At 58.5% G+C, this 13,628-nt stretch carries 8 protein-coding genes and 4 pseudogenes; 3 read left to right on the top strand and 9 right to left on the bottom strand.

The annotated features are described in order from the left end of the window. Positions 1-1,048: 1,048 nt before the first annotated feature. From sctV to IVA80_RS04775, 6 genes are all read right to left on the bottom strand, one after another. Entirely contained in the window at positions 1,049-3,172 is a 2,124-nt protein-coding gene (sctV, locus tag IVA80_RS04800; RefSeq protein WP_247426076.1) for a type III secretion system export apparatus subunit SctV, read from the bottom strand. Then, complete coding sequence (locus IVA80_RS04795) at positions 3,153-3,596, bottom strand: histidine kinase (RefSeq protein WP_247426075.1); 444 nt, start codon at positions 3,594-3,596, stop codon at positions 3,153-3,155. The genes sctV and IVA80_RS04795 overlap by 20 nt, the downstream gene beginning before the upstream one ends. 2 nt (positions 3,597-3,598) lie before the next feature. After that, complete coding sequence (locus IVA80_RS04790; RefSeq protein WP_247426073.1) at positions 3,599-4,135, bottom strand: hypothetical protein; 537 nt, start codon at positions 4,133-4,135, stop codon at positions 3,599-3,601. Positions 4,136-4,170: 35 nt separating this feature from the next. Further along, complete coding sequence (locus IVA80_RS04785; RefSeq protein ID WP_247426071.1) at positions 4,171-5,061, bottom strand: hypothetical protein; 891 nt, start codon at positions 5,059-5,061, stop codon at positions 4,171-4,173. A 115-nt stretch (positions 5,062-5,176) separates the two neighbouring features. Beyond that, the gene (locus IVA80_RS04780) at positions 5,177-5,473 is read right to left on the bottom strand and encodes a hypothetical protein (protein WP_247426070.1); all 297 of its coding nucleotides are present in this window, start codon (positions 5,471-5,473) and stop codon (positions 5,177-5,179) included. A gap of 67 nt (positions 5,474-5,540) precedes the next feature. Continuing rightward, on the bottom strand, positions 5,541-5,726 hold the full coding sequence (locus IVA80_RS04775) for a hypothetical protein (protein WP_247363765.1): 186 nt from the start codon (positions 5,724-5,726) through the stop codon (positions 5,541-5,543). Between the two features lie 627 nt (positions 5,727-6,353). On the opposite strand from IVA80_RS04775, the gene IVA80_RS04770 reads away from it, so the two are divergent. After that, positions 6,354-8,264, top strand: coding sequence for an HrpF/NolX family T3SS translocon protein (locus IVA80_RS04770; protein ID WP_247426068.1), 1,911 nt, complete (start codon positions 6,354-6,356; stop codon positions 8,262-8,264). A 246-nt stretch (positions 8,265-8,510) separates the two neighbouring features. Next, positions 8,511-8,809: pseudogene (locus tag IVA80_RS04765) on the top strand (transposase); the annotation flags it as partial. A gap of 298 nt (positions 8,810-9,107) precedes the next feature. Here IVA80_RS04765 and IVA80_RS04760 read toward each other — a convergent pair. Both IVA80_RS04760 and IVA80_RS04755 read right to left on the bottom strand, forming a co-directional pair. After that, positions 9,108-9,383 (bottom strand): annotated as a pseudogene (locus IVA80_RS04760) (transposase); the annotation flags it as partial. Between the two features lie 435 nt (positions 9,384-9,818). Next, positions 9,819-10,065, bottom strand: a pseudogene (locus IVA80_RS04755) (hypothetical protein); the annotation flags it as partial. Between the two features lie 1,057 nt (positions 10,066-11,122). Here IVA80_RS04755 and IVA80_RS04750 point away from each other — a divergent pair. Continuing rightward, a complete protein-coding gene (locus IVA80_RS04750; RefSeq protein ID WP_247426066.1) occupies positions 11,123-11,932 on the top strand; it encodes an effector protein NopP in 810 nt (269 codons plus the stop codon). Between the two features lie 499 nt (positions 11,933-12,431). On the opposite strand, the pseudogene IVA80_RS04745 reads toward IVA80_RS04750, so the two are convergent. Beyond that, positions 12,432-13,021, bottom strand: a pseudogene (locus tag IVA80_RS04745) (transposase); the annotation flags it as partial. Positions 13,022-13,628: the final 607 nt, after the last annotated feature.

Raw genomic sequence — 13,628 nt, 5'->3', positions numbered from 1 at the left:
CATCGCATAGGCGTTCGGAAATTTCTTTGTACATCCTGACGAGCTCCAGCGGGTGCCGAGTCGCAAGTCGGCGGCATAACGATGCGGCAAATCCCTGCATCACACCTGATATCGGCCATGGCGTATGCAGGAAAAGCCCAATCAGCCGATCAATTTCGAGTTCACGCTGGGTGCTATGCCGGGTAAAGCGTGACGTGAGACTTCCTGCCCACGAGCAAGCCAGGAGACGAACACACGGATCTTACGAGCGGGTTTCGACACCGCTTTGCCGGGAGTCCGCACCAGCCCAAGCACCACGCTTGCCGCACGTAACGGGGCTAGCGCAAGAGAGGCGCGTCGCAAAATCAAACTGTATCAAATTTCTCTTATGCCGGCAGCAGTTCCCTGCCGCACTTAGCGCGCACGAGGCGTGTTTCCCAAAAAGGCCCTGCTCACCTAGTTGGTAATCGAGACAACAGAACTACTACGTCCGCTACTATTAGCTATGCCCGGGCCACTTCTGTAGGGCGGCAGCGCCAGCGCAGCGGGCGGGTGCTTGCATTGCGCGATATCGTGCACCGATCGTTGCGGACAACGTGATTTGGTTACGCGAAATCGGAATACGCTGCGCTGTCGCGATTGCTTGTATTGCGGTTGTGGCTCACCAAGCGTCCCACGTTGTCGAGTTAACGCATTTGGTCTTGAGCGCATATAAATCGCAGGTCCAGGCAGACGTTGGCGAGCACTCAATGCGAGGCGCTTTCGCATCGACACGCAAGACCGATCCGCTGCATGGATCTTCCGCGCTTTTTTGCTTCAGCGCATCGCGCAAAGCTCCTGGTCAGGAGTCCGGCCGATCGCGCACTCAATGCGTTCGCGCATAGCTGGATCGATATCTTTGGCGCCGAGCAACTTTGGCGCCGGCGTCGCTTGCATTTGAAGAGCTGGTCTATCCCAGCTAGCGCAACTGCAGAGCCCCAGAGCGGCGAAGAGAGCCGAGCACGAAAGCAGACAAAATGAACCCAAGTGCCACCGCACTGCCTTACGAGGTGAATTCATGCGGTCCTTCTTAGATTGACTGCTGCGACTGTGAATCGGCTGCAAGGAGCGTGTTGCTGAGTTCCTCGGACGGGGCGTCGTCGTCCTTTGCAGCTGCGAGTGTGATGGATCCAACAGGCTGGATTGTGAAGTCCGAGGCAAGGTCCTGATAGGATAGAACAGCAAGATCGATCCCATTACGGGTGAGAAAGCCGCGGACAAAGCGTCGTATATCCATCGAAGCAAGGATAACGGGCTTGATCTGCCCCCGAACTACGTTCGAATGGATCTGACGCATTTTTGAGAGCAGCGCCTCGCTTTGCCCGTCGCTCAAAACCAGGTAGGGTCCTTTGGCAGTCTCTCGAACCGCGCTGCGCACGATATCCTCGGTTTGACGTTCGATGATAAAGACGGGCACGACGCGGTGTGCGTTGGCATACCGGTGGCAGATTTGCCGTCTCAGACCGGAGCGAACATGTTCCGTGAGCAAGACGACGTTTTGTTCACGTCCGCTCCATTCGGCCAATGCTTCCAAGACCAGCCGTGTGTTCCGGATCGGAATACCCTCCTCCAGGAGGCGCCGCAAGACGTCGGCTACTTTAGGGATCGGCGTCGTACGCAACACCTCCTTGACCAGATCGGAATATTCCGTCTCCATGCGGGCCAGCAACTGGCGCGTCTCCTGGATACCCACCAAGCACTGTGCATAGCGGGTCAACGCCGAATGGACGCGCAAGGCCAGGATTTCAATGGGACGGTGGTGCCCGATGCCGGCTGCTTTGAGAGCCGGTGCATTGCTCTGTTCAATCCAGATTTGATCCGTCTCCCGGTCATGCCGAAACGGGATGCCACTCAATTCAATGTTGGCCGGATCGTCGTGGAGTGCGAGCTGCGTTGGATCAATTAACTCCTGCTCGACGGGCACGCCCTCGACATCCACCCTGTACTGCAAGTCTGGCAAGCGCTCGTCGACCTCGATGGGGATGCGCGGAATTGTGATGCCGAGATCAGACGAGATCAGTCCCGAAACGCGTGCAATGTGCTGTTGCAATTCTTCTTTGTCGATCGCCCGTGTCAGACTTGACGCAAGGAACAACGCGACGGGAAGCGCCTCCGCAGGCACGATTTCCTTGTTAGACTGTGTGGGAGCCGGGCGAGAGACATCAGCGCTTTTCTTGCCGCTTTGGGTCCCACCGTCGGCAAAGCTCGCTGCCGCAAAGACTGCAGCCAAGACGAGAAAGACAGGGAGCGGAAAACCCGGAATAGCCCCCATTACAACGAGGACGCAAGCAGACAGCCGCAATGCGTGCGAGTTTGCTGTGAGCTGGTTAACGATGTCGGTCCCAAGATTGAGCCTTACAACCCCATTTACACGAGTGATGATTGTCGCAGCTGTAATCGAGAGCAGCAGCGAGGGAATTTGTGAGATTAACGCATCACCTATGGTCAGCAGGGTATATTGATGCAGCGCCGCCTGGAAAGACATGCCCTTTGAGAGCAGGCCGATGGTGATCCCGCCCAGCATGTTGACGCAGATAACGACCAATCCTGCGATGGCGTCGCCCTTCACGAACTTCATGGCGCCATCCATAGCCCCGTAAAGCTGGCTTTCTTTCTCCAATGTAGCGCGCCGGCTGCGGGCTTCGTTCTGATCGATATGGCCATTGCGCAATTCCGCATCGATTCCCATCTGCTTGCCTGGCAGAGCATCGAGCGTGAACCGCGCCGCCACCTCCGCCACGCGTTCAGCCCCCTTGGCCACGACGATGAACTGCACCATGGTCACGACTAAAAATATGACAATGCCGACGACGATATTTCCCGATATGACGAAATCACCGAACGTGCGAATGATGCTGCCCGCATCCCCCTCAGCCAAGATCAGCCGCGTCGTTGATACGGTGAGCGCCAGACGGAATACCGTGGAAATCAGAATGACGCCTGGCAAGGACGAGAAATCAAGTGGAGTGCTAATATAGAGAGCGACCATCAGCAGCAATATGGCGAAGCCGAGATTGAAGCCGACGAGCGTATCGATCGCCACTATCGGGATCGGCATGATCATCATGCCGACCGTCAGAAGCAGCATCAACGCGACCATCAAATCGGAGCTGGCCGACGCGCGCGCAATGATCTTACGCAGGACGCTGGTCATGGGGACCTTCCGATCGTTGATTGATCAGGCCAATGCCGTCACGCAACGAGACATAGCGTTGGAAAGCGGCGAGCGCCTCGTCTATGAGGCCGGCCCGCCGCAGGGCGTGGCTACGCAACAGCATCAAAGAGATACGCGCCGAGGGTTCGTCATCAAGTGTGTTCAGTCTATCTATGACCTGCAACGCCTCACCTCCGAGACCTTCCAAGATGAGGGCATAGGCGAGAATCCGTAATAGATCGACATCTCGCGAGTCCTTGCCGACGATGAGTCGCAAGAGAGCCACGGATTCTGCGCTCTGCCCACATGCAAGGTGAAGATAGGAAAGTGTACAGAGCAAATCGCGCTCCTGCCCGGAACTCAGTGAGTCGTTATCGGATTCGGAAACGTTGGTCGTCCGCTGCGCTCCATCGGAGTTGAACATTGTTAGGCTTCGATCAAGCTATTCCGATTCCGGCGGAGCAGCGCTAGCCAGTGCAGTCCCTGCCGTAGGACGACGACACCGCCCCCAGCTATCGGATCCGCAGGCGCGGCCGCCAGCTTATGGACGAGACCTTCCAGAACAATGCTATACCGCTCCGCCCGCAGCATGTCCGGATGACGAAGGCTTGGCGTGACGAAGGAGAGTAGATCGTGCGCGATATCGCGCCCGTAGAGCGATGCCACCCCAGCGCGTTGCTCGAGCTCATAAATGCGAGTGCGCATCTCGTTGAGACTGACACGCCCGACTGCATCAATATCTTTGGCCTCCGATGCGGCTTCGATCGCTAGATCCAGCGGCATATAGCGCGTGTTCACCTCGCCCCAGATCGACGCCAGCTCCTTCTCGCCGTTTGCACGAGCACCGTCCGCCTCACCGTTATTGGGTTGGATGGTCGGCCCTATCACTGGTTGATGATGGTGCTCGCTGAGTCTCTGCGAAGCAGTGCCAGGCCCGACATCGTAGGGGGACACCTTTGACATGACGATCTCCTTATCCTTCCTTCGGGCCCGGAAACCTAATACGGAACGGCAACAACGCGGCCATTGCGGCTTAGCAGCACACGCCCATCCTCGATTCGAGTGACCGCCCATCCGTCGGCCAAGAGAGCGCCGACGAAATACTTCTGCCCACCGACAAGCAGATAGGGCTGGGGTCCGCGCGAAACAGCTTCGATCGCGATTGAGGATGGCTGCTTTTCCTCCTTGACGATCACTCCGTTCACCAGTGTCACCGCACCGTATGTACGACCATCGAACCATTGCTGGAGCTCCTGCCATTTCGCAACGGTTGCAGGCGTGACTTTTCCCTCAGCGCTAACAAAACCCGGCCCCGAACCAACCCTGATATCGAGCAGGCCCGCCTTATCAATTTCCTGTTTCAGCACTTCGGCTGCAGCCTGAGCTCGCCGATCGTCAGGCCGGTTCATGCTCAGCTTGGGTACAAGCTCTGCGGCAGGCGGCGCAATGCCGGTCGGCGCACTTCCGCTGGCTTTGAACAAAATCGTCGAGAGACTGCCTACGCCAAGAAAGCTGAGGAGCACGAGGGCGAGAGCTGAGATCCAAACGCGCGAGAGGCTGATCGACCGAGCCTCAACTGCATTCTGCATCGACCAGCGAATAGACATGGCGCCCGCACGAATGACGGCAGGAAGAAAAAGAACAACACGTTCACCTGCGGCAATATCCCCTTCGCCCTCTGGGGTGCTTACGGCTGCAAGAGCCTCAAGCTCGATTGAATTGCCAACGAGGGTGACACGTAGGTGATGCGGCTCAAGCCCTTGTTCGACGAAAACCATATCCGCGTCGAGGCCGCTACCGATAAGGCTCGTTCCGACAGAAGCCTTCCCGCTTAGCCCGGCATAAGGTCCCGACAGTACCTCGAAATGTAAGGAGGCGGCCTCATTCACGGACAATTCTCCGAACTATGAGGAGCACGGCAGGGCGATTGGTCGCACGACTCATTCCTAGGCCGCACCACTATGACGGGAAAGGCGGAGCGACGATTCGCCCCGCCTTTCACCGTTATCCGTTGACGCGCTCGCTGGCCGCCTTCCTCTCACTCGAGAGCTCGGTCGTCAGTGCACGCAACCGTATGTCCTGCACCATGGCCTGCTGGTTAACCGCCTTCAATTCGTCGATCAGTTTCTCGAAAGTACCCGTCCCACCAACGTTATCGGTCGCCGAGCTACCGACGCTGGAACTCGAGGACTTGCTATCAGTCTTGCTATCAGTCTTGCTATTTGCCTTGCTATTTGCCTTGCTATCATGGGAGTCGTGGACACCACCAGTAGAAGAGCTAGTAGAACTTGCTTTGCTCATATCGCTTCACCTTCCGTTTTTTTGCTGCCATCAATGGCAACACTCCACTGACGTCGAAGAACCGGCGTCAGGTATCCTCTTCTGTTTCAGCTATAGCTTCGCGAAGATTTGACATGTTTCGCTCCATCGCCTGCATCGCGACGTTGGCAAGAACCGAACCGAAAGCCGATTCGAACTTCTGACGATCAGCTACCGACTGCGAGCTGCCACTGTCAGAATTGGTATGGATCACGCCTTCGATTGCCCCGGCCATCTGGTGCCTCTCACTTCAGTTCCGCCAAAACGGTGGTATCACCACCGAGCGATTCACATTGCTCACGCTATTGGGATTAGCTGTCGAGAAGCTGACGAGAATGAGAACAACCTCACTATCGTCAAGTGAACCCAGCTGAGAGCGCGCATTCGCAGGTACATGCCGCGACTGCCACCGCGCGAATTTCTCGGCCCCACTTCAATCTCTACATAATGCCGACGAGCGCCAGATCGCGGCGCCGGCCCAACGCACCTCATCACATTGCTCGATCAGCAATGGTGTGATGGCAAGTCAGAGGCAAAACCGCGCGCAGTTGGAAATGCTACCGCGGGAATCGGTGGTGATGTTGTTTCGTGCCCCACAGCGATCGTCACTCGGGACTGACGACCGCAGGCACCTGCTTTGCGAAAGCGTCAGAGCAGCGTCGTGCCTGCACATGCTCTGAGCCGGAGATGAGTTTCATGAGCACGATGACGCCTCTCCGGGATGTTAAGACGACCGACATTGGCTCGTCCTGCTCCGTCCAAAAGTCGTCAGCTTCTCGAAAGCTCGCCTCCTTAACGTGAAAGCCTCGATCTTACGATGTCGATGCCAAGTATTTACCGCAATGGAATGGAAATGAACCTAATGCAGCTCAACAGCGTTTCGCTGCCCGCCAGTGCAGATCCAGCTCTGTTCGGGCTTGTTCCGGGGGCTTCGTCGGCCTTGGGATCATCCGCGCAGACCCCCGGCCAGATTCGGCAAGGCGAACCTTCGATCTTCGAGGCGATGGTGTCCATCTGCTCGCGGGAAGAGAAATCCGACGTTCGCTCCACGCCACCGGATCTGCTGCAATCAGAGCTACAGATCCCGCAGGATTCGCTGGACCAGTTGTCAGCGCACGCGAAGGCGGCGATCGAGGCGGTGATGAAGGATCCGGTTTTTTCTTCCTCGGTCGATTCCTCCTCGGTCGATTCCTCTTCGGTCGACACCCCTGGTGCAGACGCATCGTCGACGGCTGCTCCATCGCCTGACGTACCGAGCACTCCGGTGCCAAGCTCTAGGATCACGTGGAACGGCGGCACGCTCACCAATGCCGAGTTGCAGATCGTGGCAGTGCTGAACCGGCACAAGGACCAATGCCCACTCAGCTGGGACTCGCTGGCAGCCAAGGCCAGCGATCCGTCGACGCCCCCGGATCTGAAGGAGGCGATCGAAGGATTGCGACGCGATCCAGAGCTCTTCTATGCGATTGGCTCCCAAGGGGACGGCCGCTGCGGCGGCAAGATCAAGGCCAAGGATCTGTCAGAGTTTTCCGCCAGCCATTCGCAGGTTGCTACATTCCAGGAGCAGCAAGCGCAAAGCTACGAGCAGAACTATATTCCATCCGACGGCACCTCGAATGGACAAGCATCGGTCATGACCTTGAATGATGCATTGCGCGAGCTTTACAAGTATTCTGACTACCTGCCCAAGAATTTGAGCCTGGACGATTTCAAGCGGATTGTCGACGGCAAAGCCGACATCGGTAAGTGTCCGCCTCAGCTGATCGCGGCGGCTCAACACTTCCTCGAGCACCCGGACGCCTGGAAGCAGTTGTGCGGTGGTGCGACTGATAAAATCCACAAGGAAGACTTCTTGCAAGTCGCCTCCTCGTCGATGAATTCCACGCAAGGCGAGCTGAACACGCTCGACACGATCCACAAGAATCAGAACGCCTTCTTCGGGGACGGTGACCTGACACGACACAAGTTGGCGAGTATGGTCGAGGACAAGACTCTCGACCCGAAGATACGAGAAGCGGCATCGCAACTGCTCTCGGACCCGATCTTGTTCCGTTTGCTAAACAATTCGATTACGGGCTACAAGACCCATCAGGAGTTCTTCGATTTAGGCGGCGGGCACACGGTCGACTCCGGTAATATCAGCAACAACGACTTCAGGCACTTCTATAGCAACATGTCACCTGCGAACCATACCGTTCAGCAGATCAAGACCCATGTCACCAAGACCGCCGCTGAACAAAATGCAGTCACAGACATGTTGATGGGGGTATCCGACCAACCCGATGTCGCGTCTCCGAAGAAGAATGGCGGGGTCCTCATGCATGCGGTCGATGACGTAGCCGAGGTGGGCTCGAAGGTGCTCGACTGGGAGGCCACGGCAGTAGGCCTGCTCGGCGTCATTCCGGGACTGGGCGAGTTGGCCGATGGCATATCGATGGTGCTCGAGCTCGAGTCGCAAGCATTGAGCCTTCTGCATACGGGCATTAGCGGAGGTGATATGAAACAGGCTCTGAAAGAGGTTGGCCTTAATCTTGCGGGGCAGGCCATTAGCTTTGTCGCTGGGCCCGAGGTCAAATTCGCGCTGCGCGAGGGCCTCGCAAAGGAGATGCTCGAACAGACCGTGCAGTTCGGCCTCGATACGGCGATCTCGAAAGTGCAGTCCTATGCCGAGGACCATTTGGACGACCTGAAGGCACGCCTTACCGAGCCCATGCAGGCCGCAGGCGTTCCGAGTCAGGTCGCTACGCCGCCGTCGTCTCAGAAGGTGGCCTGAAAGGCCAGTTGCGGGTAAGGTGCGGATTCGTATCTACCTTTTCAGGGACGGACGCTTGCAACTTCTGCGCCGCTCGACAGTACGGCCTCGAGAAACTCGGTATGTGCCACGTCATCAGGGCGAAGCCGCCGCTCGGCAAGCGGCGGCGGAAGAACGCGCGCTGCACTCGAGGCGCACCCCAAGCACCTCGCGCCACTCTTCTGAGAGCCGGCTCCGCAAATTTGAACAGGTCGATAACTGGAGTTTCTGCCTGAAAGCGGCGATGATGGCCGCGAACAGGAGAGACCAAGAACAGACGAACCGCGCAGGAACCACAGCCCGGCTTTCAAGGCGAAGGTGGCGCTTGCCGCCGTCAAGGGCGACCGGACGATAGCCCAATTGGCCGAGCACTTCGACGTCCACCCCATCCGGTGACGGCCTGGAAAGCTCAGCTTGAGGCCCGGGCTTCTGACGTGTTCGGCGCGGGGAGCTCCGCGACGGTTGTGCCCGCGGTCGATGTGAAGTCACTAAATGCCAAGAGCGGGGAGTTGACGCTGGAGAATGATTCCTAAGAAACGGGAGCACCGACTTGCGGCTCCAAGGGTTGGAGAACAAAGGCCAATGCCTTGGCACGCCCATGCAAATTGTTGACCACTCGCGTTGGGTAACGCGTCTCGTAGGACGAGGCCCTTGGATCGACATAGTCCGTCCGTATCGCAAAGCGTTGTAGAACAGAACTGCGATCTTGCGGGCCGTGGCGGTCACTACCTTGGCCTTGCCGATGCGCGATGAAAGTCGCCTGTAAAAGCCGCCGAGCGCGGTGTCTGTACGGCCCACGGTCACGGCAGCAAGGCGCAGAAGTGCCGCCGCCCTACCGCCGGATCCGCGCGTTCGGGACGAGAGCATTCTGCCGCCGGAGACCTTGTTGTTCGGCGCCAGTCCCAGCCAGGAGGTAAAATGCTTTGCACTTCGCCACGAGGAGAGGTCGTCGCCCCATTCAGCGATCAGCTTCAGCGAGAGGTAAGGACCGAGGCCGTCGAGCGTGGTGATGTCCTTTCCGACCAACGGAACAGCGCCACGCGGACGTTCGTAAGCTAGAGCGTTCGCCTGATCGGTTCGATTCCGACGCGCCTTCAACACGGCTTCGATCCGGGGCGTCGCAGACAGATGCTTTCTCGTGGTAGGCGTCCTAAAGCGCAAGTGCCTGCTCGAGCGCAAACAGACGCTCGGCGCGATAGCTTCCGGTGAGCGCCTTCACGATCGTCTCCGCACTAGCGTGGCAACTGTAATGGCGCAAGCACGCCAGCGCCTCAGGATCGCGCTCGCCGGCAAGGATCGCGCGGATGAGGCGCAGCCGGTGGCGCCGGTGATGTCGGCGAGACCTGGTGGAGTTGAAGATTTATCTCCGTCAAGGCCTTGTGCATATGCTTGATGTGGGAGGCCGCGTACCCAATCAGACGCTCGCGCTGGCGCACGTAGGATCGCAGCTCCGCAATCTGTCCTTTGGGCCGAAAGCTGGCTCGCGACAGCCCAAACGAATGGAGCCGCTGCAGCCACTGCGCATCGGTGATATCGGGCTGCCTCGAGCATCGGCACCACTTCTGTCTCAAAACACATCGGCCAACCGGTCCGGCCGGCGACGGCCGCGCCCACCCTTCTTCTGCGATGGTAGGCGGGGTTGTTCTCGGTCCGATACGCGGTTGACGGACTAAACGACGCCTTGGCGGCGGCCACTGGCGGGCTGACGGTACTTCGTGTAGAGCCTTCTGTCGTTGCCGCCCGTGATGCAAGAAGTTTCTGACCCGTTCGGCGTGTGGACGATGCGGTCTTCTGTCAGGCCTTCCTTTACGGCGTCCTCAGAAGCCGCTGGCCGGTATGGTGATCCGCGGATCAAGTCCAATTCTCATCTCCGAGCACCTCGGCTCTTCGGCTCTAACTGGTTTTCCTGATCCAGATCTGTTCGATCGTTCCGCCCATTAGGGTCGTCGCCTTCTCACACCCTTCACCAACGTCAGGCTATTTCGTGCTGCATTCGTCATGATGCCGTCACTGCCTGCGCTGGGTTCCGATAATCCACCTTCCGGGTGGCCATGGCCCAAATCGTCCGAGCCATCTTGGTCGCGAAGGCGATCGCCACGAGCATGCGCGGCTTCCGCGAGAGCGCTTCGGCGAGCACAAGAGCTGCGTTTGCGCTCAGGTAATCTACCACTTCGCCGGCGGCCAGACCGTCGTCCGCCAATGATCCAGCAGAGCTGGCTCGAGACCGGAAGACGAGCCGCGGGCATGGTAGTCGATGGCTCAGCTCCGGCTGCCTGTCTTCCCGACTCGGCTTCGGAAGGCGGAGCTTCCATGAGTTCGAGCACGGCGCGCCCTTTCCTACGCCAACCGCCGTTCAGGCGCTCGTCGAACGGCAGTGCCACGTAGTAGGTGACGTCATCCGGAGTCACTCTCGCGATCGCGTTGCGCGCCACGCGCCCATCCGAATATCCGGTCGACACTGCGTGCAGTTCGCTGCCTCGGACTGGGAGTGCCACCAGGTCGAGCAAGCCATCCAGCGCACGAGACGCTCGGGCGGCGGTGGAAGTCGCTTTCCTCGCGGCGAGCTCGACGCCTCGGCGGGTCCGAGTGCCCCCCATCGTGTTCCCCTTGCGACGCGCCGCTTGCACCAGTCCAGCACCTCCTCGCCTCGTGCTGGGTGGATAACGTGGAAGCCTGCATCGCGCAACGCCTCGACGATACGCGGTCGAGCTGCCCAAAGGCGTGGTCGGATTTTCCCTTTATGCGCTGGCGTCAGCTTACGGACAGCTAAGCTGTCTATCAAGCGGGTAAGGTCTAACGACCTGAAGCAATGCAAGACGTATGATCCAGGTGCAGTCGTCATGTACGGTCGCGTTAACAATTGGCCCGATATTCCGGCCGAAGGAAGATATCATCGGCCAGCCAACGCTGAGGAAGCGGGTGCCGAAAGCCAGGGCTTCGCCGATGCGTTCGCTAGAACGCGATTGCAGGAGTCTGCTGGCAGCTCACCTTCGCAACCGAGTTATTCCCTCGTTCGAAAACCTCCTGTGGTCGAGATCGATAGAGCTACCTTCAGGACAGAAGTGAGGACCTTTCATGGCGACGCAATCAACCGCATCGCCAACAATCCACACGAGTACTCGGAATTTGTATCCGCAAGAGCTAAGCGCACAGCAGAGGTCGCTAAGGAATACGGTATCAGAAGAGATTCAGAAGACGCCCGATATTACAGCTACCAATTAGGAAATGTGAGCGTCGGCCTCCAAAGAACGGAGGCCGGATTCAACATGACTGAGTTCGAAAGCGATAAGTGGCGAGAACAGTTCCCTGGACGAAGTGAAGTCACCTCAATTGTGGATTTTCAGGTTGCTCATCCGCTTGTCGCGAACGCCGGCGATATTCTGCTCGAACATCAACTTCGGCAAGACGGCGAACGACCATTGGTGAACTGGCGTCCTGCTAATGCAGAAGCGAAGGCCCGCGCAGAGACAATGGGCTTCGTTGAAGTGGACGAGGACGACATGGTACTTGACCCCACTCAGTCCGCCCAGTGGACAAAAAACAGCCTCGGTGAATGGCAGCGCGCAACTAAATCTCAGCTTTATCTCTCCAAGGTCGATAGTGATACTGAGGTTGCAGCAGATTCCGAAGAGGATGGTGACTTTATGTAATGCCAGATCCGCAGGCATTCATGTTTGGGCAGGCGGTGGAGCAAGGAGCGCAGGCAACCCGACAGCTGCGGCAAAGGTCAAGCCTTAGCCGAGCGAAACCGACAATTCGACTGGATCCGCGAGGTGCTTTGTAACAAGGCACCAATGTTCACCATCAGGCCGGTCCGAGGTGGTTTCGCCGTTTGATGCGCCAATCTGAGGGAGATAGGGTGTCTCGGCCAATTCGGTCGAAGACACCAAATCAGGAGAGATGTCGAGCGAATTGAGCCACAGCAGCCATGCGCTCTGATCCTGGCGCTAAGCTCTGCGCTGCTGCCGCCGACCTTAAGGACGGACGTGTTGACCGGCGCGATGTGGCCCGTCCTGAACCGGCTTAATGCCAGATGCGATCTCGACAAGCTTGTGTGCGGCGGCTTCGGAGCCAAGCTAGCTTGATCGGCGGAAATCTCATCAGGCTCGGACTGACTCGCTGCCGCCAAGCATCGTGGAATCGTCGCCGCTAAGAAGGCGGTTTGAGCGCCTGCGACCGGACACCTGCTTGCCAGAGGATGATCAGGATTGATGTCAGCAAATCCCTCAGCCAGGCGATCACGCGGCGGAGGTTGTGGCCGACGGCGGTGAGGATGACGTTGCTGGCGTCGCTCTCACGCCCCTTGGGATGGCAGCGGCCGAGGTGGCCGTCGCTCTTCATGTGGCCAATGATGGGCTCGATGGCTGAACGGCGCCGGAGCTCGCGCTCGATGACGCCGAAGACGCCCCGTTTCTGCCCGGAGATGAAGACGCGGCGCGGTCTATCGGTGTTGCGGCCGCGATAGCCCTTGTCGACATAAGCGCGCTCGACCGCGCAGCCGGTTAGCGTTTCCGTCGCCTCGATGATGGTGCCGAGCGAGTGTCCGTCATAGCGATTGCCGGGCAGTGCGCGAGCGTGCAGCACGAACTGGCCGCCCGGCGCGCGGTCGTTGGTGGTGACGATCGAGGCCTTGACGCCGAACTCCTAAGGCGCTGCCGCCTTGCCTTTGCGGATGTACTCGTGACCTGGGGCGCATGGAAGGAATAGAGTTTCCTGCGCTGCCGCTGCTGTTGCGATCCGCGCATCAACGTCAGTACGGCGTCGTTCTTTCTTCCTGCTCATTTTCTGAACCTCCGTTTGTGAGGCCGCCGCGGCCCGTCACGGGTTCCGAAGCCGGGGAATTCAGGGGGCCGGCGCACCCTTAGGCCGAAACGAAATGAAGGGCGACCAAGCCGCTGCGCCGGCCACCGGCCCCGCAAGACCGACAGCGGGACGGGGGCACTTGGCGACCGCTTTGGGCGTCGTATATTGAACCGGTAGGCTGCGTCGGCCTTGCTCAGCCCGCCGTCGACCACGCTTCGCACCATCGCCTCTCGACCTTTGGGCGTCAAAGGCGCATTCTTGTGGACATTCATCTGTTCTCTCCTTGGAACACTGAAGCTTCGCAACCTCAGCTTCCTCGGATCAGACCAGATGGACAACCTCCTGAGGAACCAAAGCTAGCGGAGCGCTTCGGCAAGCGCGTCCTGTCGCTCGATGACGACATCGTTCGGCGTTGGGGATGGATTTTCGGCGAGGTAACGCGGGCTAGTGTTCTGTCACTGACATTTGAATCCCAGCTTGTCGCGAACATGATTCACTCGCGGCATGGGAAACGACTTGATTGTACTTGATCGCAAGGCTCGC

It is taken from the genome of Bradyrhizobium sp. 139 (genome assembly GCF_023074175.1).
Classification (GTDB): Bacteria; Pseudomonadota; Alphaproteobacteria; order Rhizobiales; family Xanthobacteraceae; genus Bradyrhizobium.
This window is presented reverse-complemented; position numbering and strand designations above follow the sequence as displayed.